The 23,470-nt window shown below is 67.9% G+C and carries 22 protein-coding genes and 1 pseudogene; 15 read left to right on the top strand and 8 right to left on the bottom strand.

Annotated features, from left to right (window positions below; translation table 11 throughout):
- Positions 1-18: 18 nt before the first annotated feature.
- Positions 19-3,258, bottom strand: a complete 3,240-nt coding sequence (locus AC3IFE_RS29410) for an efflux RND transporter permease subunit (protein WP_489193691.1) — start codon at positions 3,256-3,258, stop codon at positions 19-21.
- Between the two features lie 207 nt (positions 3,259-3,465).
- Here AC3IFE_RS29410 and AC3IFE_RS29405 point away from each other — a divergent pair, with 207 nt between their 5' ends.
- Together AC3IFE_RS29405 and AC3IFE_RS29400 are read left to right on the top strand one after the other, a co-directional pair.
- Positions 3,466-3,729 (top strand): AbrB/MazE/SpoVT family DNA-binding domain-containing protein, encoded by a 264-nt coding sequence (locus AC3IFE_RS29405; protein WP_489193796.1) that lies wholly within the window; start codon positions 3,466-3,468, stop codon positions 3,727-3,729.
- Positions 3,730-3,870: 141 nt separating this feature from the next.
- Positions 3,871-4,197: a DUF4148 domain-containing protein gene (locus AC3IFE_RS29400; protein WP_489193689.1), complete on the top strand. Its 327-nt coding sequence runs from the start codon at positions 3,871-3,873 to the stop codon at positions 4,195-4,197.
- A gap of 67 nt (positions 4,198-4,264) precedes the next feature.
- Here the strand turns inward: AC3IFE_RS29400 and ansP are convergent, their stop codons facing one another.
- Positions 4,265-5,755 carry an L-asparagine permease gene (gene ansP / locus AC3IFE_RS29395; protein ID WP_301736774.1) on the bottom strand — a complete coding sequence of 497 codons (1,491 nt, stop codon included), beginning with the start codon at positions 5,753-5,755 and terminating at the stop codon, positions 4,265-4,267.
- Between the two features lie 469 nt (positions 5,756-6,224).
- Here ansP and AC3IFE_RS29390 point away from each other — a divergent pair, with 469 nt between their 5' ends.
- The 5 genes from AC3IFE_RS29390 to AC3IFE_RS29370 all read left to right on the top strand — a co-directional run bounded on the left by AC3IFE_RS29390 (position 6,225) and on the right by AC3IFE_RS29370 (position 9,642).
- Entirely contained in the window at positions 6,225-7,031 is an 807-nt protein-coding gene (locus AC3IFE_RS29390) for a transporter substrate-binding domain-containing protein (RefSeq protein ID WP_089471088.1), read from the top strand.
- Between the two features lie 89 nt (positions 7,032-7,120).
- Positions 7,121-7,807, top strand: a complete 687-nt coding sequence (locus AC3IFE_RS29385; RefSeq protein WP_089471089.1) for an amino acid ABC transporter permease — start codon at positions 7,121-7,123, stop codon at positions 7,805-7,807.
- A complete protein-coding gene (locus AC3IFE_RS29380; protein WP_089471090.1) occupies positions 7,804-8,454 on the top strand; it encodes an amino acid ABC transporter permease in 651 nt (216 codons plus the stop codon). Before AC3IFE_RS29385 ends, AC3IFE_RS29380 begins: the two co-directional genes overlap by 4 nt.
- The gene (locus AC3IFE_RS29375) at positions 8,441-9,190 is read left to right on the top strand and encodes an amino acid ABC transporter ATP-binding protein (RefSeq protein ID WP_301736775.1); all 750 of its coding nucleotides are present in this window, start codon (positions 8,441-8,443) and stop codon (positions 9,188-9,190) included. The genes AC3IFE_RS29380 and AC3IFE_RS29375 overlap by 14 nt, the downstream gene beginning before the upstream one ends.
- A gap of 173 nt (positions 9,191-9,363) precedes the next feature.
- A complete protein-coding gene (locus AC3IFE_RS29370) occupies positions 9,364-9,642 on the top strand; it encodes a DUF4148 domain-containing protein (protein WP_089471675.1) in 279 nt (92 codons plus the stop codon).
- A 193-nt stretch (positions 9,643-9,835) separates the two neighbouring features.
- Here the strand turns inward: AC3IFE_RS29370 and AC3IFE_RS29365 are convergent, their stop codons facing one another.
- From AC3IFE_RS29365 to AC3IFE_RS29355, 3 genes and pseudogenes are all read right to left on the bottom strand, one after another.
- On the bottom strand, positions 9,836-10,978 hold the full coding sequence (locus tag AC3IFE_RS29365) for an FAD binding domain-containing protein (RefSeq protein WP_489193685.1): 1,143 nt from the start codon (positions 10,976-10,978) through the stop codon (positions 9,836-9,838).
- 41 nt (positions 10,979-11,019) lie between these two features.
- Entirely contained in the window at positions 11,020-11,895 is an 876-nt protein-coding gene (locus AC3IFE_RS29360; protein WP_301736781.1) for an alpha/beta fold hydrolase, read from the bottom strand.
- Positions 11,896-12,031: 136 nt separating this feature from the next.
- Positions 12,032-12,751, bottom strand: a pseudogene (locus AC3IFE_RS29355) (TetR/AcrR family transcriptional regulator).
- Between the two features lie 45 nt (positions 12,752-12,796).
- On the opposite strand from AC3IFE_RS29355, the gene AC3IFE_RS29350 reads away from it, so the two are divergent.
- Together AC3IFE_RS29350 and AC3IFE_RS29345 are read left to right on the top strand one after the other, a co-directional pair.
- Positions 12,797-13,138 (top strand): hypothetical protein, encoded by a 342-nt coding sequence (locus AC3IFE_RS29350; protein ID WP_489193682.1) that lies wholly within the window; start codon positions 12,797-12,799, stop codon positions 13,136-13,138.
- Positions 13,120-13,857, top strand: a complete 738-nt coding sequence (locus AC3IFE_RS29345) for a YoaK family protein (RefSeq protein WP_301736784.1) — start codon at positions 13,120-13,122, stop codon at positions 13,855-13,857. Before AC3IFE_RS29350 ends, AC3IFE_RS29345 begins: the two co-directional genes overlap by 19 nt.
- A gap of 155 nt (positions 13,858-14,012) precedes the next feature.
- On the opposite strand, the gene AC3IFE_RS29340 is transcribed toward AC3IFE_RS29345, so the two are convergent.
- Both AC3IFE_RS29340 and AC3IFE_RS29335 read right to left on the bottom strand, forming a co-directional pair.
- Entirely contained in the window at positions 14,013-14,921 is a 909-nt protein-coding gene (locus AC3IFE_RS29340) for a LysR family transcriptional regulator (protein WP_301736786.1), read from the bottom strand.
- 158 nt (positions 14,922-15,079) lie between these two features.
- Positions 15,080-15,358 carry a XapX domain-containing protein gene (locus tag AC3IFE_RS29335; RefSeq protein ID WP_301736788.1) on the bottom strand — a complete coding sequence of 93 codons (279 nt, stop codon included), beginning with the start codon at positions 15,356-15,358 and terminating at the stop codon, positions 15,080-15,082.
- Positions 15,359-15,664: 306 nt separating this feature from the next.
- On the opposite strand from AC3IFE_RS29335, the gene AC3IFE_RS29330 reads away from it, so the two are divergent.
- From AC3IFE_RS29330 to AC3IFE_RS29310, 5 genes are all read left to right on the top strand, one after another.
- On the top strand, positions 15,665-16,351 hold the full coding sequence (locus AC3IFE_RS29330) for a hydrolase (protein WP_301736789.1): 687 nt from the start codon (positions 15,665-15,667) through the stop codon (positions 16,349-16,351).
- A 168-nt stretch (positions 16,352-16,519) separates the two neighbouring features.
- Positions 16,520-16,687 carry a DUF1427 family protein gene (locus AC3IFE_RS29325; RefSeq protein ID WP_014725963.1) on the top strand — a complete coding sequence of 56 codons (168 nt, stop codon included), beginning with the start codon at positions 16,520-16,522 and terminating at the stop codon, positions 16,685-16,687.
- Between the two features lie 19 nt (positions 16,688-16,706).
- Positions 16,707-18,596, top strand: coding sequence for an amidohydrolase (locus tag AC3IFE_RS29320; RefSeq protein ID WP_089471676.1), 1,890 nt, complete (start codon positions 16,707-16,709; stop codon positions 18,594-18,596).
- Positions 18,597-18,766: 170 nt separating this feature from the next.
- A complete protein-coding gene (locus AC3IFE_RS29315; protein WP_089471100.1) occupies positions 18,767-19,720 on the top strand; it encodes a VOC family protein in 954 nt (317 codons plus the stop codon).
- Positions 19,721-19,734: 14 nt separating this feature from the next.
- Positions 19,735-21,207: an alginate export family protein gene (locus AC3IFE_RS29310; protein ID WP_489193677.1), complete on the top strand. Its 1,473-nt coding sequence runs from the start codon at positions 19,735-19,737 to the stop codon at positions 21,205-21,207.
- A gap of 23 nt (positions 21,208-21,230) precedes the next feature.
- Here the strand turns inward: AC3IFE_RS29310 and AC3IFE_RS29305 are convergent, their stop codons facing one another.
- Positions 21,231-22,136, bottom strand: coding sequence for a LysR family transcriptional regulator (locus AC3IFE_RS29305; RefSeq protein ID WP_489193675.1), 906 nt, complete (start codon positions 22,134-22,136; stop codon positions 21,231-21,233).
- A 216-nt stretch (positions 22,137-22,352) separates the two neighbouring features.
- Between AC3IFE_RS29305 and AC3IFE_RS29300 the strand changes: the two genes are divergently transcribed.
- A complete protein-coding gene (locus AC3IFE_RS29300; RefSeq protein WP_489193674.1) occupies positions 22,353-23,399 on the top strand; it encodes an MBL fold metallo-hydrolase in 1,047 nt (348 codons plus the stop codon).
- Positions 23,400-23,470 lie beyond the last annotated feature (71 nt).

The following is a 23,470-nucleotide window of genomic DNA, read 5'->3' as shown; positions in this document are numbered from 1 at the left end:
GGAAGGGGGCGTCCGCGCTCAACGCAGCGCGGGCGTATCGGGCGCGTGCTGCGCGTGCCGGGCGGCCGCGGGGGCGCGACGCCGCGCGAGCCACGCGTGGACGAAGCCGAACAGCACCGGCACGAACAGCAGCGTCGACACCGTGCCGAACGCGAGCCCGCCGATCACCGCGCGGCCGAGCGGCGCGTTCTGCTCGCCGCCGTCGCCGAGGCCGAGTGCCATCGGCAGCATGCCGATCAGCATCGCGAGCGCGGTCATCACGACGGGCCGGAAGCGGCTGAAGCCCGCGTCGAGCGCCGCCTGCCACGGCGGCTCGCCGCCCGCGAGCCGCTCGCGCGCCGTATTCACGACGAGGATGCTGTTCGCGGTCGCGATGCCGATGCACAGGATCGTGCCGGTCAGCGCGGGCACCGACAGCGTGGTGTGCGTGACGAACAGCATCCACGCGATGCCGGCGAGCGACGCCGGCAGCCCGCCGACGATCACGAGCGGATCGAGCCACGACTGGAAGTTCACGACCATCAGCAGGTAGACCAGCGAGATCGCGAGCACGAGGCCGCCGAGCAGGCCCGTGAACGATTCGTGCATCGCCTGCACCTGGCCGCGCAGCACGATCGACGAGCCGGGCGGCAGTTGCGCGCGCGCGGCGTCGACGAGCTTCGTCACGTCGCCCGTGACGCCGCCGAGGTCGCGCCCTTGCACCGACGCGAAGATGTCGAGCACCGGCTGCACGTTGTAGTGCGACACCACGGCCTGCTGCGTCGCGCGCGAGAACGTGCCGAGCGAGCCGAGCAGGTTTTGCGCGGGCACGCCCGCGGCCGGGCCGCCGGCCGGCGTCTGCGGCGAGCGGGCGGTGCCGGCGGGCAGCGGCACGTTCGCGAGCGACTGCAGCGAATTCACCGTGTATTGCGGCGTCTGCACGAGCACCGGGTAGCTGACGCCGTTGCGCGGATCGAGCCAGAAGTTCGGCGTCGTCTGCGAGCTGCCGGACAGCGCGATCAGCAGGTTCTGCGCGACGTCGCGCTGTTCGAGGCCGGCCTGGATCGCCTTCGTGCGATCGACGTTCACGTTGATCGCCGGTTCGTCGCCGGGCTGCTGGATGCGCGCGTCGACGAGCCCGCGCACGCCGCGCAGCTTCGCGAGCAGCGCATTCGCGACCGCCCGGTTCTGGTCGAGCTTGTTGCCGACGATCTGGATGTCGATCGGCGCGGGCAGCCCGAAATTGAGGATCTGGCTGACGATGTCGGCCGGCAGGAACGCGAACGTCACGCCGGGGAACGACTGCGCAAGCACGTTGCGCAGCTTCGCGACGTATGCGGCCGTCGATGCGTGATTCGGCTTTAGCGTGACGAGCACGTCGGCGTCCTCGGTGCCGATCGGATCCGACGAGTCGTACGTGAGGTTGATCCCGCTCACCGGCACGCCGATGTTGTCGAGCACGCCGGCGAGTTGGTTCGCCGGAATCACGTTGCGGATCTTCGCTTCGACTTCGTCGGTCAGCCGCGCGGTTTCCTCGATTCGCGTGCCGGTCGGCGCGCGCAGGTGCAGGCGGATCTCGCCGGTGTCGACCGACGGGAAGAAGTCCTGCCCGGCGAATGCGTAGAGGCCGGTCGATGCGATGCAGGCGAGCAGGAACGCGGCCGCGAAGCGGCGGCGCCGCGCGATCGCCGCCGACAGCAGCGCGCGATAGCGCAGCCGCACGGCCTCGAAGCGATGCTCGAACGCGGCCTGAAAACGCGCGATGCGCGCGAATACGCCGCGCGGCGGCCGGCTGCTCCCTTTGGCGCGCATCAGCGCCATCGCGAGCGTCGGCACCAGCGTGCGCGAGAAGAAGTACGACGCGATCATCGCGAAGATCACCGCCTCGGCCAGCGGCACGAACAGATAGCGCGCGACGCCGGTCAGCAGGAACATCGGCACGAACACGATGCAGATCGACAGCGTCGACACGAAGGTCGGCACCGCGATTTCGCCCGCGCCGGTCAGGATAGCCTCCTCGAGCGGCGCGCCGAGCTCGAGATGATGCGTGATGTTCTCGATCGCGACGGTCGCGTCGTCGACGAGAATGCCGACCGCGAGCGCGAGCCCGCCGAGCGTCATGATGTTGATGGTCTGGCCGAGCACGGACAGCGCGAGCAGCGACGTGAGCACCGCGAGCGGGATCGTGATCGCGATGATCAGCGTCGCGCGCCAGCTGCCGAGGAACAGCAGGATCATCAGCGCGGTCAGGCAAGCGGCGATCAGCGCCTCGCGCACGACGCCCTGGACGGCCGCCTTCACGAACACGGACTGATCGTCGAGCGGCGAAATGTGCAGCGCTTTCGGCAGCCCGGCCGCGATTTTCGGCAGCATCGTCTTCACCTGGTCGATGATCGTCAGCGTCGACGTGCTGCCGGTCTTCTCGACCGTCAGCAGCGCCGCGCGCTTGCCGTCCGCCCGCACGATGTTGGTCTGCGGCGCGTAGCCGTCGCGAACGTGCGCGACGTCGCGCACGTACACGACGTTGCCGCCGATCGTCTTCACCGGCAGGTCGTTCAGCGCGGCGACCGTCTGCGTGCTGCCGTTCATCTGCACGTTGTATTCGTGCGTGCCGATCTTCGCGGTGCCGCCCGGCAGGATCAGGTTCTGCGCGTTGATCGCGTTCACGACGTCGATCGGCGCGAGGCCCTTCGCCTGCAGCGCGCGCGTATCGAGATCGACGACGATCTGGCGGATCTTGCCGCCGAACGGCAGCGGCACGGCCGCGCCCTGGACGGTCGCGAGCTGCGTGCGGATGAAGCTGTTGCCGAGGTCGTACAGCTGCTGCTCGGCGAGCGTGTCGCTCGACAGCCCGAGCTGCAGGATCGGCACCGTCGACGCGTTGTAGGTGATGATGTTCGGCGGCAGCGTGCCGGGCGGCAGGATGCGCAGGATCGACGCGGCGTTGCTCGCGGCTTCCGCGATCGCGCGATTGATGTCGGCGCCCGGGTGGAAGAAGATCTTCACGACCGACACGCCGTTCAGCGACTGCGACTCGATGTGCTCGATGTCGTCGACGTCGGACGTGAGCGCGCGTTCGTAGTTCGACGTGATCCGCTTGGCCATGTCCTCCGCGGAGAAGCCGTTGTACGACCAGACGATGCTGACGACCGGAATGTCGATGCTCGGGAAAATGTCCGTCGGCGTGCGCAGCAGCGCGAGCGGCCCCGCGATGAAGATCAGCAGCGCGAGTACGACGAACGTGTAGGGCCTGCGTAACGCCAGCCGGACGATCCACATGATGGTGCTCCTCGAAGCAGGGCTTGGATGCGCATTCGATGCGACGAGCATGCAGTCTGCCGGCGCGGCGTTGACCCGACCCTGACTCGAGGATTACGAAACCGTTATCTGTGCGGGCGGCGGCAGCGTCGGCGTTTGGTCGCCTGCGGCTCGCCCTTGCTTTTTCATATGCCTTACAAGAAAGCCAGGAATATTGGCGGTGCCGCAATGACGGCAGCCGCTATCACGTCAAAGGGGCGGGTCACCATTCCGGTGGACGTCCGCAATCGACTGGGCCTGGAGTCCAGAGACCGGATCGAATTCAGCTTCAACGAGGCAACGGGCCGGTATGAGATCCACCCGGCCACGCGCTCGCTCGCATCGCTGAAGGGCGTCGTGAAGAAGCCCGAGAAGCCGGTGTCAATCGAGGACATGAGTCGGGCCATCGTCGAACAGGGCGTCCGCTCGATGATCGGACTGGATACGCGCTGATAACAAAACCGTAATCGAAGCCTCACCTTCAGGAAAGCGCGCGAATCGCAGAATGCACCCAACTCTTCATCGCATCGATGGGGAGCGGAGGTCCGGCCTGATCTGCGGACGCGAACACGCCATCTTTGAGAGGTGAACATCATGAACAACCTGATTCGTGCAGTCCTGCTGTCCTGCGCACTGAGCGCACCGATCGTCGCATTTGCGCAAACCACCGACCATGCGGTCACACGGGCCGACGTGCGCGCCGATCTCGTCCGCGTCGAAAAGGCCGGTTATCGTCCGGTCGGCAGCGATCCGTACTATCCCGAGGACATCCAGGCCGCCGAAGCGAAGGTCGTCGCGCAGCAGGCGCAATCGGCCGCCGCACGGCCGAGCGCTGCCGCCAAGACCGCCGCCAAGACCGCCGCGCCGTCGTTCGCATCGCTCGCGTCGCTCGACACGCAGCCGCTGTACGAGCATCACTGAATGCGGCCGTCGACCGCCGTCGGTGGCCCGACGGCGGATCGTTCGGCGGCGCGCATGCCGCCGCGAGTCAGTTCTCGCCGTTCTCGAGCACGTTCTGCGTGAGCGCGATCGACGGAATCGTCGGCTTGAGCAACGCACGGCGCGCACGACGGCTCAGCCACTTCCAGCCGGCCACGAGTAGCAGCGCGACCAGCGGGATCGATGCGATCGTCCACGTCCCGTTCGGGTAGTCGAACGCCATCAGCACCAGCACGCCGAGCAGGAACAGCAGCGTGAGCCACGACGTCACGGGCGCGCCCGGCATCCTGAACGACACGTCTTCCACGTCGCCGCGCCTGACCGCGGCGCGGAACTTCATCTGGCACACGACGATGAAGCCCCATGTGCTGATGATGCCGAGCGACGCGATGTTCAGCACGATCTCGAACACGCTCGACGGCACCAGATAGTTGAGCAGCACGCCGACCACATAGATCGCGACCGTCACGAGAATGCCCGCGTACGGGACGGATTGCCCGCTCATCCGCGCGAGGAACGCGGGGGCCGAGCCGCCCATCGACAGCGAACGCAACACGCGCCCGGTGGAATACAGGCCGGAGTTGAGGCTCGACAGCGCGGCCGTCAGCACCACCAGGTTCATCACCGAGCCGATGCCCGGCACGCCGAGCGCGCCGAAGAACGTGACGAACGGGCTCTGGCCCGCCTTGTACGCACTCCACGGCAGCAGACAGACCAGCAGCACGACCGATGCGACGTAGAAAATCGCGATGCGCCAGATCACGTTGTTGATCGCGCGCGGCAGCACCTTGCGCGCATCCTTGCATTCGCCGGCGGCCGTGCCGACCAGCTCGACGCCCGCGAATGCGAACACCACACCCTGCACCAGCACCAGCGCCGGCATCAGTCCGTGCGGAAAGAACCCGCCGTTGTCGGTGATCAGATGCATGCCGGTGCCGTGCCCGGCCACCGGCATGCCCGTGCCGAGGATCGCCGCGCCGATCACGAGAAACAGCACGATCGCGGCGACCTTGATCAGCGCGAACCAGAACTCCATCTCCGCGAACCACTTCACGCCGATCAGGTTCATCGTCGCGACGATGCACAGCGCGACGAGCGCGAAGATCCACTGCGGCACGGCCGCGAACGGCGCCCAGTAGTGCATGTAGAGCGCGACGGCGGTGATGTCGACGATGCCGGTCATCGCCCAGTTCAGGAAGTACATCCAGCCCGCGACGAACGACGCTTTCTCGCCGAGGAATTCGCGTGCATACGACACGAAGCTGCCGCTGCTGGGGCGATGCATCACGAGCTCGCCGAGCGCGCGCAGGATCAGGAACGAAAACGCGCCGCATACCAGATAGACGATCGCGAGCGCCGGGCCGGCGGCCTGCAGCCGGGCGCCGGCGCCGAGAAACAGCCCTGTGCCGATGGCCCCGCCGATCGCGATCATCTGCACCTGTCGATTGCCGAGGGTCTTGTGATAGCCGGCTTCGTGCGATTCGAGCCAGCTGCGTTTGTCGGTTTCGCCGGTTGTCGACGGGTCGGGAATCGATGCCATGACGGTATCCTCGCGCACGGATGGGATTGGATTCATCCCGATCGCGGGACGATCGGGACCACCGGTACCGGCGGTCCGGCGCGCGCAATCGAGCGCGTCCGTCCCGATTGCGATTCGTCTGACGTGACGAAAGGCACGGTACGTCGCGAACGTATTCAGCCGTAATTCCGGTCACAAACGGAATGCAAATTTAGACTGGGGCTGTTCGAATCCGTGCATAGCGTCGCGGCGCCGGGTGAACCGGATAGGTAATTTGGTGCGCCCGCGCGCGCTGCGAGGGCAACCGTTACCGACGGCGCCGGCTCATGCACCGAAATGAGGAATCCGGTTCGCCGCAAGGTCCGCCGAAATTTCCGTCTCGCGCCGGTGCGGCAAGCGTTTCACGTCGATGGCCCGGTTTTTGCTGGAGTGGTGTCGGCCGCGCAATCGTTGCGCTGCCCGACGACATACCAGACAAGGAAGATTCACCGTGAGCCCGACGACCCGACCGTTCCCCCGACGCACCTGGCTGGCTGCGCTGCTCGCCGCCCCCGTGATCGCGCTGTTCGCCGCCGCGCCGGCTCATGCCGATGCGCTCGACACCATCGCGAAAAACGGCACGCTGCGCGTCGCGGTGCCCGAGGACTATCCGCCGTTCGGTTCGGTCGGCACGGACATGCAGCCGCAGGGCTACGACATCGACATGGCAGGACTCCTCGCCAAGGCGCTCGGCGTCAAGCTGAAGCTGGTGCCCGTGAACAGTGCGAACCGGATTCCGTACCTGACGACCAACAAGGTCGACATGGTGATTTCGTCGCTCGGCAAGACGCCGGAGCGCGAGAAGGTCATCGACTTCTCGACCGCGTACGCCCCGTATTTCCAGGGCGTGTTCGGGCCGTCCGACGTGAAGGTGAGCGGGCCCGCCGACCTGACCGGCAAGACGGTCGGCGCGACGCGCGGCGCGCTCGAGGAGATCGCGCTGTCGCAGCTCGCGCCGAACGCGACGATCAAGCGCTTCGAGGACAACAACGCGACGATCCAGGCGTTCCTGTCGGGGCAGGTCCAACTGATCGCGGCCGGCAACATCGTCGCGGCGGCGATTCTCGCGAAGAATCCGCCGCGCCGCCCCGAGGTCAAGTTCGTGATCAAGAATTCGCCGTGCTTCGTCGGCGTCAACAAGAACGAACCGCGCCTGCTCGCGAAGATCGACGATGCGATCGCGCATGCGAAGCAGGACGGCGCGCTGGGCGAAATGTCGCGCAAGTGGCTCGGCCAGCCGTTGCCGGCCGGACTGTGACGAAGCGCCGTGTCGCGTGACACGCCGCCGCGGCCGGCATGGCCGGCGCGGCGCGTGTCGTTGTCCGAACCCGAATTCATTCCGTTCCCATGAGCTACCAGCTTCAATTCGGCGAGCTTGCCGAGTACGCCGGCGTGTTCGCGAGCGGCGCGGCGATCACGCTCGCGCTGACCGCGGTTGCGACCGTGCTCGGCGTGACCGTCGGCGTGCTCGGCGCGGCCGCGTACAGCGCCGACGCGCGCGCGGCCGTGCGGTTGCGCCCGCTGATCGGCGCGTACGTCGAGGCAATTCGCAATACGCCGTTCGTCGTCCAGCTGTTCTTCATCTTCTTCGGCCTGCCGGCGCTCGGCGTGCACATCGACGAATACACGGCCGCGATCCTCGCGATGACGCTCAACCTCGGCGCGTACTCGGTCGAGATCGTGCGCGCGGGCGTGGCCGCCGTGCCGAAAGGGCATCTGGAGGCGGCGTCCGCGCTGGCGATGTCGCGCGCGCAGATGCTGCGCCACGTGGTGCTGCCGCAGGCGCTCGCCAAGGTGTTTCCCGCGCTGTCGAGCCAGATCGTGATCACGATGCTCGGGTCGGCGGTCGTATCGCAGATCTCGGTGGCCGATCTGACCTATGCGGCCAGCTACATCCAGTCGCGCAACTTCCGCGCGTTCGAGACGTACTTCGTGATCACGCTCGCGTATCTGGCGATGGCGCTGCTGATGCGCGCGACGCTCGGCGCGATGGGCCGCCGCCTGTTCTCCCGCCGCGTGCGAGGTGCGCGATGACCGATTTCACGTTCGGGCAGATTCTCGCGAACCTGCTGCTGGCGGCGCGCTGGACGATCGTGCTGTCGATCGTGTCGTTCGTGTCCGGCGGCCTCGTCGGCCTCGGGCTGCTCGTGATGCGCGTGTCGAATTCGACGGTGCTGCGCGGCGTCGCGAAGCTCTACATCGAAGTGTTCCAGGGCACGCCGTTGCTGATGCAACTATTCATCGTGTTCTTCGGCCTGCCGCTCGTCGGGCTCGACGTTTCGCCGTGGGTCGCGGCCACGGCGGGGCTCACGTTCTTCACCAGCGCGTATCTGGCCGAGATCTGGCGAGGCTGTGTCGAGGCGGTGCCGAAAGGGCAGTGGGAGGCATCGGCCAGCCTGGCGATGAGTTATGTCGAGCAGTTGCGTCACGTGATCCTGCCGCAGGCCGCGCGCATCGCGATCGGGCCGACGGTCGGCTTCGGCGTGCAGGCCGTGAAGGATACGGCGCTGGTGTCGATCATCGGCTTCACCGAGCTGACGAAGGCCGGCATCGCGATCTCGAACGCGACGTTCCGGCCGTTCGTCGTGTATGGCCTCGTCGCGCTGATCTATTTCGCGCTCTGTTATCCGCTTACCCGTTATGCGCGCACGTTGCAAAGGAGATGGCATGCCGCTCGTTGAAACCCGGGGTCTCGAAAAGAACTTCGGCACCCATCATGTGCTCAAGGGCATCGATTTCTCCGTCGAGCGCGGGCAGGTTGTGTCGATCATCGGCCGCAGCGGCTCGGGCAAGAGCACGCTGCTGCGCACGCTCAACGGGCTCGAGAGCATCGACGCGGGCACGATCTCGGTCGACGGCGAACGCGTCGATGCACGGCATGCGGACTTGCGTGCGCTGCGGCTGAAGGTCGGCATGGTGTTCCAGCAATACAACCTGTTCCCGCACCTGAGCGCCGGACAGAACGTGATGCTCGCGCAGTCGGTGGTGAAGAAGTCGCACCGCCAGCAGGCGCGCGCGATCGCGGAGCTGATGCTCGAGCGCGTCGGCCTCGGCGACAAGTTCGACGCGTTTCCGGAACAGCTGTCGGGCGGCCAGCAGCAGCGTGTCGCGATCGCGCGGGCGCTCGCGATGAAGCCGAGCGTGCTGCTGTGCGACGAAATCACGTCCGCGCTCGATCCGGAACTCGTCGGCGAGGTGCTGGGCGTGGTCGAGCAGCTCGCGCGCGAGGACATGACGCTGATCATGGTCACGCACGAGATGAACTTCGCGCGGGCGGTGAGCGACCGGATCGTGTTCATGCACCAGGGGCGCGTGTGGGAGAGCGGGACGGCCGAGGAGATCTTCGAGCGGCCGCGGACGGTGGAGTTGACGCGGTTTCTGGGCAGCGTGCGCAATCCGGAAACCGCTGCGCGCTGACCGACACGGCCGAGCGGCCGGGCCGCGTCAGATGACAAGACCGTAATCGAAGCCTCACCTTCCGGAAAGCGCGCGAATCGCAGAATGGACACCACTCCTCATCGCATCGATGCGGAGCGGATGTCCGGCCTGATCTGCGGACGCGAACACGCCATCTTTGAGAGGTGAAGGTCATGAACAAACTGATTCGTGCAGTCCTGCTTTCCTGTGCGCTGAGCGCACCGGTCGTCGCATTCGCGCAAACCGCCGACCATACGGTCACGCGCGCCGACGTGCGCGCCGAGCTGATTCAGGCGGAACGCGACGGTACGCTGCCGACGTCGAACTGGGACTATCCGCCGAGCACGCAGACGATTGCGCGCAATCGCGAGCTGTATGCGATCGCCCATGGCGACAGCCACACGGCAATGGCCATGACGTCGGCCGCCGTGTCGACCGCGAGCGCGCAATGAAGCGGGCCGCCATATCGACGTGCGCGATGGGGCTGGCGGCCGCCGCATGGCTCGCGGCGGCCGCGGCCCCGGCTTTCGCGCGCGGGCAGCCGCAACTGCCCGATGACGATGGCGGGTGCGCCAGCGTGCTGCGCGCGCTCAATCCCGACTTCGATCCGCACCGCGCGGCAGTCGACCTCCGCGCGGCGAGCCGTCACGCCGCGCCCATCAGCCGCGCGCCGAGCGCGATCCCGCGCGCGGACAACAACGCGCTGGCCGCCCGCTGACGCGCGTCCCAGCCCGCGAGCGCGGCGTCGAACGCGGCGCCGCGTGCGACGTCGTGCAACGCTTCGGCGAGATCGACCGCGTTGTCCGCCGCTTTCGCGACGCCCGCCGCCGTGTGCGGACGCACGATGCACGCGGCGTCGCCGAGCAGCACAGCGCGGCCGAAGGCCATGCGTGCGGCCGCGAGATCGACGATCGACTGCGCGAACGGCGCGGGGGTCGCATCGACGAGCGCGGCGAGCGTCGGCGCGAGCATCCGGTCGGCGGCGTCGACGAGTTCCGCGCGGTTGTCGTCGCGCATCGCGCCGGGCGGCAGCGACCCGTCGCGCTGCGTGCCGTCGCGCGCCAGGAACAGCGACGGCAGCCGCTCGGACGCGAGCCGCCGGTACCACACCCAGTTCACGCGCCGCCCGCCCGGTTCGGTCGTGCCGTCGGCGCCGGGCACCAGATAGGTCAGGAACAGGTGCCGGTCGCCTTGCTGGAACGTGAAGCGTTCGCGCAGCATCACCAGCACCTGCTCGGGCAGCGCGCGTTCGTCGACGAGCCCGCGCCACGCGACATAGCCCGCATACGTCGGCTGCACGTCGGGCAGCAACTGCGCGCGCACGGTCGAGCGGCCGCCGTCCGCGCCGATCAGCAGATCGGCCGTCTCGGCGCGGCCGCTCGCGAAATGCGCGACGATCCGCTCGCCGTCCTGCTCGAACCGCTCGAACGCGTCGCCGGCGTGGATGATTTCGGCCGGCAGCGCACGCTTGAGCGCCGTGTAGATCGCGTTCCACGCGGTCTGCGTCTGCGGCATCGCGAAGCGCTGCACGATCCGGTCCTGCGCGTCGACGTAGATGCGGTCGACCGAATCGACGCCCGCGTCGCGCGGCAGCGCCACGCCGCCGAACGCGAACGCGCGCTCGATCGGCGGTTGCAGCACGATGCCGCCGCCGCGGCTGTCGAGTGCGTGCGGCGATTGCTCGAAGACGCGGACGTCCCAGCCGGCCGCGCGCAGCGCAGTCGCCGCGAACAGCCCGCCGACCGATCCGCCGGCGATGACGGCCTTGCGGCCCGTTCCGTGTTCCATCCGATGTTCCCTCGATGATGCCGCGTGCGGCGGGCGTTGCGTCAGCCGGCCCAGCCGCGCAGGAAATCGAGCAGCAGCGCGTTTACGCGCTCGGGCTGCTCCTCGTGCGGCAGATGTCCGCACTGCGCGATCGGCTCGGCACGGAGATGGGTCGCCATGCCTTCCCACACGGCCTTCATGTCGAACATCTTGCCGACCGCGTAGAAATCCTCGCCCCAGATCGCCATGGTCGGGCACGCGATCCTGACATCCGCATCGACGAGGTCCTGCCGCACGTCTTCCGCGTTCGCGCGATAGTCGGCCAGCGCGCCGCGCACGGCGCCCGGACGCCGATACGCGCGCACGTACGTGTCGAATGCATCGCCCGAGATCGCGTGCGGGTTGTAGCACCAGTCGGCGAAAAAGTAGCTGAGCCATTCGGCCTCCTTGCCGGCGATCAGCGCCTCCGGCAGGTCGGGCACCTGATGGAACAGGAAAAACCAGTACGCGCGCGCGGTTTGCGCGGTCATGTTCTGCGCGACGATGCGCGTCGGCACGTTGTCCATGACGACGAGCCGGTCGACGCGTTCGGGGAAGTCCTTCGCGAAACGCGTCGCGACGCGTGCGCCGCGATCGTGCCCGACGAGCGCGATGCGCTCGATGCCGAGCGCATCGAGCAGCGCGGCGAGATCGCGCGCCATGTTGCGCTTGTCGTAGCCGGCCGCGGGCTTGTCGGTTTCGCCGTAGCCGCGCAGGTCGGGCACGATCACGCGATAGTGCCGCGCGAGCGCCGGAATCTGGAAGCGCCACGCGAAGCTGGTTTCGGGGAAGCCGTGCAGCAGCACGACGACGGGGCCCGCGCCGGCATCGATGACGTGCTGGCGGATGCCGTTCGCCGTAACGGTGTGATGGGTCGGTGCAAGCGTGTCGGTCGTCATGTGGGAATCCTGGTTCTGCGGGCGGTGCGCGATATGGCACGCGTCCGATGCTGTCCGAGCATAGGGCAGGCGACGTGCGTCGCGGCTGAATCGTTCTGAACCGGCCCAAGTGCGGCCCGTGCGCGGCGCCGCTGCCTCACCTGCGGCGCGGGCGCTTCGCGGCCGCGGCGGACGCGACACGCTCGAGCGCGGCCGGCGTGCCGTTGAGGAACGCGTCGATCTGCCGTTCGATTTCCGCGTCGAGATCGTCGGGGATCGGCAGCCCGTATACCCACTTGCGCACGCCGAGATAGAAGATACTCGCGTGCAGGCTCCATACGAGCTCGATTTCCGCGTTGCGCTGCGCTTCCGAACCCGGCGTCGCGATGTCGTACGCGTGGTGGAGTTCACGCAGCACCGGCAGGAACACGCGTTCGCGCAGCCGCGAAAGATAGCGCGTGTTGAAGCCTTCGCGGCTGAGCCCCGCGAAGATGAACGTGCGGATTCATTCGCGCCGCAGGATCGTCTGCGCATACGACCGGTAGAACGCGACGAGTCGCTGCTGCAGCGGCACCGAGCGATCGGCGATCAGTTTTTCCCAGTCGGGATTCCACGTGTAGACCTCGTCGTACACGCGGTCGATCAGCGCTTGCTTGCTCGGGAAATACCGGTAGAGCAGCGGTTGCGTGACGCCAATCTGTCGCGCAAGTTCGCGCGTGCTGCCGGAAAACCCGTGGGTCGCGAAGTGCTCGACCGCTTTTTCGACGATCTGGCGCTCGCGCGCTTCGGGCGTGAGGCGGCGGCCCGACGGGCCGGCGGTGGCGTCGACGGTCGTCCCGCGCGTGCGGGGTGCGGCATTGCGCTTGGCTTCGGTCATGCGTCGGCTCCTGAATGCGGCCATTCTGCCCTTGTCGATCGAAAGATGGCAACGCGCGCCCCGGCGCGGCCGGCCACGCAGGCGGGCACCGTGCAGAGCCGTGGGCCGTTCGGCGCTTTCAGGAAAATTCAGCTCGCCGCCATGACTTTCAGGCCGGCGTTCCCTAATCTTGCTTCAGAACCGCCGCACGGGCCGGGCGTCATCCTGTCGGCCCGGCTCGCGGCGCAACCGGAATGGACCATGCCTCATCTGATCTCGCCGGGAGCCGGCATCGCAGTCGGCTTCCTGCCCCCTCTCGGGCGCGTGCCATCGCCCGCCGCACAGGTCCGCGATGCGGACACCGCCGACACAACCGCGGAAGCCACGACATGCAGCCCGCGCAAGTAACGGCAGCGGGCACGGCGGCCCCCGATCACGTGCGCGGCGAGGACGTGTTCCTCGCGTCGATCGCCGGTTATGTCGACACGCTCGGCTTCGTCGCGCTGTTCGGGCTCTTTACCGCACACGTTACCGGCAACTTCATCCTGATCGGCTCGGGCCTCGCCGGTGTCGGTCAGGGCCTCATGATCAAGTGGCTCGCGTTTCCGGCATTCATCGCGGGAATCGTGGCCGCCCGCCTGCTCGATCACCGGATGCGCGTGCGCGGGCATGGCCCGCGGGCGCGCTCGCTGTACGCGCTGCAGACGATCCTGCTGGCCGGATTCATGCTCGCGGGCGTCGCGGCGTCGCCGATCGGCAGCGCCGATGCGCCCGCGACGATCGTCTGCGGGCTGCTCGGTGCGGCGGCGATGGGCGTGCAGAACGCGCACGGCCGGCTGACCGCGCGCACCGTCGTCGCGAACACCGTGATGACCGGCAACGTCACGCAAGCGGTCATCGATGCATTCGACTGGCTCGTGCCGATCGCCGCGCCGGCCGAACGGGAAGCCGCGCGCGCGCGGCTGCGACGCACGCTGCCGCCGGTGGTCGGGTTCGCGCTCGGCGCGGGCGCCGGGGCGAGCGCCTACCTGTACGCCGGATTCTGGGCGCTGGCGCTGCCGCTCGCGGCGCTCGGTTTCCTCACCTGGCGATCCGGCCGAGCCGGCGAGCCGTCCGCGTCGCGCTGAACGCCGATTCCGCGCGCGGCGTCGGCTGCGTGCGCGACCGGAGCGGCGGCGAAGCCGCTCCGCGTTTCTTCGTTTCCTTCAACGCTGATTTCGAGAACGGCTGGATGCAGGCCGGCAAGCGCGAGACCGCTCGACTGTTTGCGGAAAGCGCGGCGTCACGCGAGCGCGGTGAACCGGTCGACGAGGTCGTGGTGACCGAGCTGGTCGACCCACCAGCGTAGTGCGTGCCCGGCTTCGTCGGCACGCCACGCGATATGGCAATGGGTCGTGTCGCGCATGCCGGTGACTTCCCGCGCGACGAGCCTGCCTTGCGCGATCGCGGGCGCCGCGATGCAGTCCGGGAGCGTACCCACCGCGAGTCCTTCGCATTGCGCGGCCAGTTTCGCGGCGAGCGTCGGCACCGCGAGATACGGTTGGCCGGCGTCAAGCGCGACCGACTGCGGCTGAAGTTCACGGGACGTGTCGGAGATCACCGCGCCGCGATACGCGACGATCGACGCCATCGACAGCGGTTCGGGCAGCGCAGCGAGCGGATGGGTAGGGGCGACCGCGAATACGTGCCGGAGCGTGCCGATGGGCTGCGCCACGATGTCCGGCAGTTCCGGCGGCTCGCCGGCCGCGCCGACGATCAGGTCGGCCCGCCGCGAAATCAGCGCATCCCAGGTGCCGCCGAGCACTTCGGTGGAGAGTCGCAGCCGCGTGTCCATTTCAAGATCGTAGAACGCGTGGACGTATGGCCACATCATGTCGAAGGGCAGTATCTCGGCGATGCAGACGCGGACCTCGGTTTCCCAACCTTGCTGCGCACGCTGCGCCTTCCGTTCGAGTTGTTCGGCGGCATGAAGGAGGCGGCGGCCTTCCTCGACGACGACGCGACCCGCGCGCGTGAGCTTCGCGCGACGCCCGCTGCGATCGAACAACGCGACGCCGAGATCGTTCTCGAGCTTCTGTACGACGTATGTCAGTGCGGACGGCACGCGGTGCACCAACTCCGCCGCGTCGGCAAACGTACCGGTGCGGTCGATCGCGTCCAGTGCCTCGAGTGCTTCGAATGACAGCTTCATCACGAGTTCCGCTACGGCAAGGGCATCAGCCGATGTCGCGCCGTCGAGCGACGCTGAATCCAGTACGGTTCAAAACGGTTCGTCGTCCGACGTACCGAGACACGCACGCATGTGCGCCAACCGTCGGGCCGCCGCCGCATGCGCTCGACATCCGCCTGTCACGTCGGCGTCGATTCGCGGCGCTTCACGGCAGCATCCGCGTGCGCGCCGGGCAGTGCGCCGAACATGTGCTGGCTGCACTTCGCGTCGCGCCACGCGGTTCCCGGGCGGATGCCGTCGAACATCCGGCGCACCACGGGAAGAATCTGCTCGCCGGCCAGAATGCCGAGCAGGCCGACCAGGGCGACGGCGGGCGGCGCCGGCGATTGCACGCCGATCAGCGCGTAAACGACGCCGGCGAGGATGCCGGCGAGAAGTGAAGCAATGTACGGTTTCATGGATGTGGAATGGAGTGACGGCCGTTAGAAATACGGATGAATACCGGGCTGGCGTCGATCCGAAAGTGTTGGGCCAGCCTATCAGGTCTGCGCGTTCGTCGTCAGCGCATTCAATGAAATTCAGATCTTTTCAGTCTGAATTCAGCGCGTGGCGAGAATCAGAACAATTAACTGGTGCGGTCGCGCATTCGCGTATTGAATGACGCAGGCCGGCTGCCGACGCTTCCGACACCGCGCATCGGACGCCGCGCGGATGCGTCGGCCAGGCAAGCCTCATCTTTCTCCGCGTCAAAGGACATCACCATCATGAGCAACCCCAAGCTTGAAGTACTTACCCCGCACAACAGCCAGCTGATCTTCATCGACCAGCAGCCGCAAATGGCGTTCGGCGTGCAGTCGATCGATCGCCAGACGCTGAAGAACAACGTCATCGGCCTCGCGAAGGCCGCGAAGGTCTTCAACATCCCGACGACGATCACGACGGTCGAAAGCGAGAGCTTCTCGGGTCACACCTATCCCGAGCTGCTCGACGTGTTCCCGAACCAGAAGACGCTCGAACGCACGTCGATGAACTCGTGGGACGACCAGAAGGTGCGCGACGCGCTGGCCGCGAACGGCCGCAAGAAAGTGGTCGTGTCGGGCCTGTGGACCGAAGTCTGCAACACGACGTTCGCGCTGTGCGCGATGCTGGAAGGCGACTACGAGATCTACATGGTCGCCGACGCATCGGGCGGCACGACGCAGGCGGCGCACGATATCGCGATGCAGCGCATGGTGCAGGCCGGCGTGGTGCCGGTCACGTGGCAGCAGGTGCTGCTCGAATGGCAGCGCGACTGGGCGCGCCGCGAGACGTACGACGCGGTGATGGCGATCGCGAAGGAGCATTCGGGCGCGTACGGGATGGGCGTGGACTACGCGTACACGATGCTCCACAAGGCGCCGCAGCGCACCGCGACGCCGCACGAGTCGATCGCGCCCGTTCCGGCGAAGTAAGCGCTGACGGCCTGTAACGGCCGATGCCGGTGCGGCGGGTTCGATGCGAACGCGCCGCATGGGCTCCCTTGCCGCGGGCGGCGGACGTGACCGAAACACGAATGCCGCCCGCGGCATGCCGTTCGAAACACTGCGCCTGCATTTGAATTTGTCCGGGAGATTTATCGCATGGAACCTTATCTGGTTTCCCTTGGTGCGGGCCTGCTGATCGGTGTGATTTACAGCGCCATCAAGGTTCGCTCTCCCGCACCGCCGCTGATTGCGCTGGTCGGGTTGCTCGGCATGCTGATCGGCGTGCAAGCCTTACCCACCGTGAAACAGCTGTTTGGCTTCTGATCAACAAGAGGTGATGCACATGACCGCAACCGTGACCCAACCGGATCTGATCCTGCATAACGGACGATTCACGACGCTCGACCGCACGAACCCCGTCGCCACGGCAGTCGCGATTGCCGCCGGCCGCTTCGTCGCCGTCGGCAGCGACGCGGACGTCATGCCGCTCGCGGGCCGCGCGACGAAGACGATCGATCTCGGCGGCCGCGGCGTGCTGCCGGGCCTGATCGACAACCACTGCCACGTGATTCGCGGCGGACTGAACTACAACATGGAACTGCGCTGGGACGGCGTGCCGTCGCTCGCGGTCGCGATGGAGATGCTCAAGCGTCAGGTCGCCGTGACGCCCGCGCCGCAGTGGGTGCGCGTGGTCGGCGGCTTCACCGAACACCAGTTCGTGGAGAAGCGGCTGCCGACGATCGACGAACTCAATGCAGTCGCGCCGGACACGCCGGTGTTCATCCTGCACCTGTACGATCGCGCGTTGCTGAACGCGGCCGCGCTGCGTGTCGTCGGCTATACGAAGGACACGCCGGAGCCGCCGGGCGGCACCATCCTGCGCGATGCCGCCGGCAACCCGACCGGCCTGCTGCTCGCGAACCCGAACGCGACGATCCTTTACGCGACGCTCGCGAAGGGCCCGAAGCTGCCGTTCGAATATCAGTACAACTCGACGCGTCATTTCATGCGCGAGCTGAACCGGCTCGGCGTGACGGGCGTGATCGACGCGGGCGGCGGCTCGCAGAATTATCCCGACGATTACGAAGTGATCCGCAAGCTGCACGACGCGGGCGAGATGACGATCCGGATCGCGTACAACCTGTTCACGCAGAAGCCGAACGCGGAGAAGGAAGACTTCGTGAACTGGACGAAGAGCGTCAAGTACCACGACGGCACCGACTACTTCCGCAACAACGGCGCGGGCGAGATGCTGGCGTTTTCCGCGGCCGACTTCGAAGATTTCCGCGTCGCGCGTCCGGACCTGCCCGCGCAGATGGAGGACGACCTCGAAGGCGTCGTGCGCGTGCTCGCGGAAAACCGCTGGCCGTGGCGCATGCACGCGACCTACGACGAAACCATCAGCCGCGCGCTCGACGTGTTCGAGAAGGTCAACGAGGACATCCCGCTCGACGGGCTGAACTGGTTCTTCGATCACGCGGAAACGATCACCGAAAAATCGATGGACCGGATCGCCGCGCTCGGCGGCGGCATCGCGGTTCAGCACCGGATGGCGTACCAGGGCGAATACTTTGTCGAACGCTACGGCGCGCAGGCCGCCGAGGCGACGCCGCCGGTCGCGAAGATGCTCGCGAAGGGGCTCAAGGTATCGGCCGGCACCGACGCGACGCGCGTCGCATCGTACAACCCGTGGGTGTCGCTCGCGTGGCTCGTGACGGGCAAGACGGTGGGCGGCATGCGCATGTATCCGCAGCGCAACCTGCTCGATCGCGAAACCGCGCTGCGGATGTGGACCGAGTACGTGACGTGGTTCTCGAACGAGGAAGGCAAGAAAGGCCGGATCGCGGTGGGGCAGCTTGCCGACCTGGTCGTCCCGGATCGCGATTTCTTCGGGTGCGCGGAGGACGATATCGCCGCCACGACCGCGTTGTTGACGGTGGTCGACGGGAAGATCGTGTGGGGCGCGGGGCCGTTCGCGTCGCACGACGCGCCGATCCCGCCGGCGATGCCGGACTGGTCGCCGGTGCGCGAGTTCGGCGGCTATGGCGGCTGGGGCGCGACGCAGCGTAGCGGCGCGCCGCTGCAACGTGCGGCGGCCGCCGCGATGTGCGGCTGCGCGAACGAATGCAACCTTCACCAGCATGCGCACGCGAGCGCATGGGCCAGCGCGTTGCCGACGTCGGACGCGAAGGGCTTCTGGGGCGCGTTCGGCTGTTCGTGCTGGGCGATCTGATATCGCGTGCATACCGCTTGCAACGCCCCGGCAGGGAGCCGCACGCCGCCGCTCGCGGCGCGTGTTTCTCGCCTGCCGTCCGGGCCGCCTGGATGAGTGGCTTGCCTTCCGCTGAATCCGAATCCGCGCGCGGCGCCACGCCGCGCGCGTCACCATCAAGGAGAAAACCGATGAGTTCACTGAATCTGCGCAACATGCTGCGCATCACCGCCGCGTCGTCGGCCGTGCTCGCCGCGCTGCTGGCCGGCGCGCCGGCACTCGCCGACGAAACCCACCTCGACGACATCGCGTCGCCGGCCGCCGCGGCGCGCTCCCCCGCGATTGCGGTCGGCCCGCAATACGACACGACCCACGTGTGCGTCGCACCCGAAGACTTCGACCGCTTCACGGACAGCTTCGTCGCGACGTTCGGCGGCAAGAAGTCGAAGCAGGGCGTGTTCCAGGTCACGCCGACGCCGAGCCAGACGATGTCGCAACTCGTGCTGACGCCGGTCGGCACGATCTCGGTGTTCGGCTTCAAGACGCCGATCCCGTATCCGTTCTGCGAGGAACGCACCGGCTATCTCGTCACCGACATGGACGTCGCGGTGAAGTCGGCGCGCGCGCATGGCGCGGACATCGTCGTGACGACGTTCCCCGACCCGATCGGCCGCGACGCGATCGTCCGTTGGCCGGGCGGCGTGAACATGCAGCTGTACTGGCACACGCAGGCGCCGAACTACGACCCGCTGCAGACGGTGCCGGAGAACCGCGTGTACGTATCGCCGCAAAGCGCGAGCAAGCTCGCACGCGATTTCGCCGCGTTCTCGCATGGCAAGATCGTGTCCGACGTGCGCCATGCGCCGGGCATCGAGATCGGCCGGCCGAACGACACGTACCGCCGCATTCGCATCGAGTCGGGCTTCGGCAAGATGACCGTGCTCGCGACCGACGGCCACCTGCCTTACCCGTTCGGGCGCGAAATGACGGGCTACGAAGTGGCCGATCTCGCCGCGACGCTGAAGCAGGCCGAAGCCGCGGGCGTGACGGTGCTCGTGCCGCCGTTCAAGTCGGACGGCCGCGACGCGGCGCTCGTGCAGTTCCCGGGCGGCTACGTCGCCGAAATCCACGCGCGGTCGAAATGACGGTGCGCCGGCCGATGAAGCGATCGTGGCGCGGTGCGCTGCCGTGCGTCGTGCTGGCGGGCGGCGCCGCGTTGCACGCGGGGTCGGCCGTCGGCGCCGATGCCGCTGTCGATGCCAATGTGGCGGCGGCCGGCGCGGCCGCGTCGCCGGCCGCCGCCGCGGCGGCGTGCACCGCGAAGCGCCCGACGGTGTCGTTCAACCGCTGGCAGGAAGACTGGTCGGTGCTCGCGAATCCGTGCGTGCCGCGCAAGCCGTTCGACGCGCTGAAATACATACGGCTCGGCGACGACCCGTCGACCTACCTGTCGCTCGGCGCCAACCTGCGCGAGCGCTTCGAACTGAACAACGCGCCGCTGTTCGGCCTCGGCGCCGCGCACGACGACAACTACGTGATCCAGCGCGCGAACGTGCATGCGGACCTGCGCTATCGCGGGCATTTCCAGGCGTTCGTGCAGTTCGTCGATGCGCGGCCGTTCGGCAAGGACACGGTCGGCCCGGTCGACAAGGATCAGCTCGACCTCGAACAGGCGTTCGTCGCGTACGTCGATCAACTGGGGCCCGGCACGTTCAAGACGCGGGTCGGCCGGCAGGAGATGGCGTTCGACTTGCAGCGCTTCGTGTCGGTGCGCGACGGCCCGAACGTGCGGCAGGCGTACGACGGACTGTGGACCGATTACGAAATCGGCAAATGGCGCTTGATCGGCTATGTGACGCGGCCGGTGCAGTATCGCAATGCGGCCGTGTTCGACGACGTGTCGAACCGGCACCTGCGGTTCGACGGCGTGCGCGTCGAGCGCACCGGCACGGGGCCCGGCGATCTGTCCGCGTACTGGTCGCGCTATACGCGCGACAACGCGCGCTATCCGGATGCCTCCGGCACCGAGCGGCGCGACGTGTTCGACATGCGCTACGCGGGCAAGACCGACGGGTTCGACTGGGACGTCGAGGCGATGCTGCAGACCGGCCACGTCGGGCAGGACACGGTCGGCGCGTGGGCGTTCGGCGCGCTGGGCGGCTACACGTTCGCGAAGACGGCCGGCACGCCGCGCGTCGGCATCCAGGTCGATGGCGCATCGGGCGACGCGCATCCGGGCGACCGGCGCGTCGGGACGTTCAACCCGATGTTTCCGAACGGCTATTACTTCACGCTGGCCGGCTATACCGGATACAGCAACCTGATCCACGTGAAGCCGTCGCTGACGTTCAAGCCGGCCAGCTCGGTGACGGTGCTCACCGCCGTCGGCTTCCAGTGGCGGCAGACGACCGCCGACGCGATCTACGGGCAGGGGATGTCGGCGGTGCCGGGCACGGCCGGCAAGGGCGGCGCGTGGACGGGGATGTATGCACAGGCGCGTGTCGACTGGCTCGTGAACGCGAACGTCGCGCTCGCGCTCGAGGCCGTGCACTTCCAGCTCGGCTCGTCGATTCGCGCGCTCGGCGCACGCAATGCCGACTATCTCGGGATGGAAGCGAAGTTCGGCTGGTGACGCGTCGCGCGGCGCCGCGCGTGTCAGGCCTGTGCGCGGGCGAGCGATTCGACGAAATCGATGAACGCGCTCACGCGCTTCGAGCCGCGCTGGTTCGGCAGGTACAGCGCGGTGATCACCGCGCGTGCCGAGCCCGGCGTCACGTCGTATTGATCGAACAGCCGCTGCAGGCGGCCTGCTTCGAGGTCCGCATCGATCAGCCAGTCGGGCAACAGCGCGATGCCGGCGCCGTCGAGCGCGGCCTCGCGCAGCACCTCGCTGTGATTCGATTTCAGCCGGCCGGTGACGACGACCTGCGTCGTGCGTTGCGCGCCGGCGAACGTCCACGTCTGCTGGTCGACGCCGAAGTGAAAGCGCAGGCACGCGTGATCGACCAGTTCGCCCGGGGTCGCGGGCGTGCCGTGCGCGTCGAGGTAGGCAGGGCTCGCGACCACGTAGCGCCGGAACGTGCCGAGCGGCCGCGCGACGACTTCCGCGGTCGGGGCCGCGTCGCCGAGCCGGATCGCGACGTCGATCCGCGCGGACACGAGATCGACGCGTTCGTCGGTCAGTTGCAGGTCGAGGTCGAGCTTCGGATGGCGCGCGACGAACGCGGCGACGTGCGGCGCGATGCGGCGTACACCGTAGGCGACCGGGACCGACACGCGCAGCGGGCCGGACGGCGCGTCGCCGCGATCGGCCACCAGCGCGTCGGCATCGGCGAGTTCGCCGAGCACGCGTTTCGCCCGCGCATAGTAGACGGCGCCCGCATCGGTCAGCGTGACCTGCCGTGTCGTGCGGTTCAGCAGCACGGTGCCGAGCGACGCCTCGAGCGCGTCCACCGCGCGCACGACCGACGAAGCGGCGAGATCGAGCCGGCGCCCCGCGCTCGAGAAGCCGCCGGCTTCCGCGACTTCGACGAAGGCGCGCAGCGCGGAGAATTTGTCCATGGGGTCGCCTCGATGCGGGTCGTAAGGTCCGGGTGCATGCGGTTCGCATTCTAGCGCCGGCCGGCGTGGTGGCCGCGCGCGCGTACCAGTCTTCAGGACAATTCAGGCCACGCGCGGGATTTTCGCCAAGGCGCCCGATAAGCTCGGCCACATCGCGTGTCGCTCGGGTCGGTCCGTTCGTGGCCGGGCGGGCGTCCGGTTCGTCACGGAGAACATATGAAGACCCTGTTCCGGCACGGGTGCGTCGTGCATGCGGCCCGTTTGCTCGTCGTGGCCGGATGTGCGGGCCTGCTCGCATCCGCGGCGTTCGCGCAGGCCGAGGCGTCGTCCGACGCCCGTGCCAATGCGCAACCCGAAGCGCAGTCCACGGCGCCGGCCCCCGGCGCGGGCCGGCAGCCCCCCGGCTTCTATCGGCAGAAGATCGGCGACTTCACGGTGATCGCGCTGTCCGACGGCACCCATCCGTTTCCGGTCGACACGGTGTTTCGCGACATCTCGAAGGACGAGATCCGGCGCGACCTCGACCGCGCGTTCCTCGAACCGCCCGTGCAGGGATCGATCAACGCATTCCTGGTCGATACCGGATCGAAACGGATCCTCGTCGATGCGGGCGCCGGCACGCTGTACGGCGACTGCTGCGGCAAGCTGGTCGACGACCTGCGCGCGGCCGGCTACGCGCCGGGGCAGATCGACGAAGTGCTGCTCACGCATCTGCACAAGGATCATGTGGGCGGCATCGTATCGAACGGCGCGATGACGTTTCCGAATGCCGTCGTTCGGGTGAACGCCGTCGAGGCTGCGTATTGGCTCGATCCCGCCAACAAGGCGCAAGCGCCGGCGTTCCTCGCGTCGTTCTTCGATGCGGCCGCGGCGGCGGTCGCGCCTTACGTCGCGGCCGGCCGCTTCAAGACGTTTCGCGGCGAAGCGACCCTCGCGCCCGGCATTCGCGCGGTGCCGATGCCCGGCCATACGCCGGGCCATACGGCTTATCTGATCGAGAGCGGCAATGCGGGCTTGCTCGCGTGGGGCGACATCGTGCACGTGGCGGCGATCCAGTTGCGCGACGTCGACGCGACGGTCCAGTACGACAGCGATGCGGGCGCGGCCCGCCGCACGCGACGGGACACGCTGAAGCGCGTCGCCGATCGGCGCTATCTCGTCGGCGCCGCGCATATCGCCTTTCCCGGGCTCGGCCACCTGCGCCGGGATGGTGCGCAATACGACTGGGTGCCGGTCAACTATGACGCGACGCCGGTGCGGTGACGAGCCGGCGCCCGGCGTCCTTCGTCACCGCACGCGAAGTGCCGTCACATCGCTCCTCTGACGGGCCGGCT

The organism is Burkholderia sp. APQ4-4ca (genome assembly GCF_057837105.1).
The sequence above is the reverse complement of the archived record's forward strand: the minus strand, read 5'-3'. Positions and strand labels throughout refer to the sequence as shown.

Bases quoted from the DNA above. Each gene is read 5' to 3' on its own strand.
- AC3IFE_RS29410 (WP_489193691.1), bottom strand. From the start codon at position 3,258: ATGTGGATCGTCCGGCTGGCGTTACGCAGGCCCTACACGTTCGTCGTA.
- AC3IFE_RS29405 (WP_489193796.1), top strand. From the start codon at position 3,466: ATGACGGCAGCCGCTATCACGTCAAAGGGGCGGGTCACCATTCCGGTG.
- AC3IFE_RS29400 (WP_489193689.1), top strand. From the start codon at position 3,871: ATGAACAACCTGATTCGTGCAGTCCTGCTGTCCTGCGCACTGAGCGCA.
- ansP (WP_301736774.1), bottom strand. From the start codon at position 5,755: ATGGCATCGATTCCCGACCCGTCGACAACCGGCGAAACCGACAAACGC.
- AC3IFE_RS29385 (WP_089471089.1), top strand. From the start codon at position 7,121: ATGAGCTACCAGCTTCAATTCGGCGAGCTTGCCGAGTACGCCGGCGTG.
- AC3IFE_RS29380 (WP_089471090.1), top strand. From the start codon at position 7,804: ATGACCGATTTCACGTTCGGGCAGATTCTCGCGAACCTGCTGCTGGCG.
- AC3IFE_RS29375 (WP_301736775.1), top strand. From the start codon at position 8,441: ATGCCGCTCGTTGAAACCCGGGGTCTCGAAAAGAACTTCGGCACCCAT.
- AC3IFE_RS29370 (WP_089471675.1), top strand. From the start codon at position 9,364: ATGAACAAACTGATTCGTGCAGTCCTGCTTTCCTGTGCGCTGAGCGCA.
- AC3IFE_RS29365 (WP_489193685.1), bottom strand. From the start codon at position 10,978: ATGGAACACGGAACGGGCCGCAAGGCCGTCATCGCCGGCGGATCGGTC.
- AC3IFE_RS29360 (WP_301736781.1), bottom strand. From the start codon at position 11,895: ATGACGACCGACACGCTTGCACCGACCCATCACACCGTTACGGCGAAC.
- AC3IFE_RS29350 (WP_489193682.1), top strand. From the start codon at position 12,797: ATGGCAACGCGCGCCCCGGCGCGGCCGGCCACGCAGGCGGGCACCGTG.
- AC3IFE_RS29345 (WP_301736784.1), top strand. From the start codon at position 13,120: ATGCAGCCCGCGCAAGTAACGGCAGCGGGCACGGCGGCCCCCGATCAC.
- AC3IFE_RS29340 (WP_301736786.1), bottom strand. From the start codon at position 14,921: ATGAAGCTGTCATTCGAAGCACTCGAGGCACTGGACGCGATCGACCGC.
- AC3IFE_RS29335 (WP_301736788.1), bottom strand. From the start codon at position 15,358: ATGAAACCGTACATTGCTTCACTTCTCGCCGGCATCCTCGCCGGCGTC.
- AC3IFE_RS29330 (WP_301736789.1), top strand. From the start codon at position 15,665: ATGAGCAACCCCAAGCTTGAAGTACTTACCCCGCACAACAGCCAGCTG.
- AC3IFE_RS29325 (WP_014725963.1), top strand. From the start codon at position 16,520: ATGGAACCTTATCTGGTTTCCCTTGGTGCGGGCCTGCTGATCGGTGTG.
- AC3IFE_RS29320 (WP_089471676.1), top strand. From the start codon at position 16,707: ATGACCGCAACCGTGACCCAACCGGATCTGATCCTGCATAACGGACGA.
- AC3IFE_RS29315 (WP_089471100.1), top strand. From the start codon at position 18,767: ATGAGTTCACTGAATCTGCGCAACATGCTGCGCATCACCGCCGCGTCG.
- AC3IFE_RS29310 (WP_489193677.1), top strand. From the start codon at position 19,735: ATGAAGCGATCGTGGCGCGGTGCGCTGCCGTGCGTCGTGCTGGCGGGC.
- AC3IFE_RS29305 (WP_489193675.1), bottom strand. From the start codon at position 22,136: ATGGACAAATTCTCCGCGCTGCGCGCCTTCGTCGAAGTCGCGGAAGCC.
- AC3IFE_RS29300 (WP_489193674.1), top strand. From the start codon at position 22,353: ATGAAGACCCTGTTCCGGCACGGGTGCGTCGTGCATGCGGCCCGTTTG.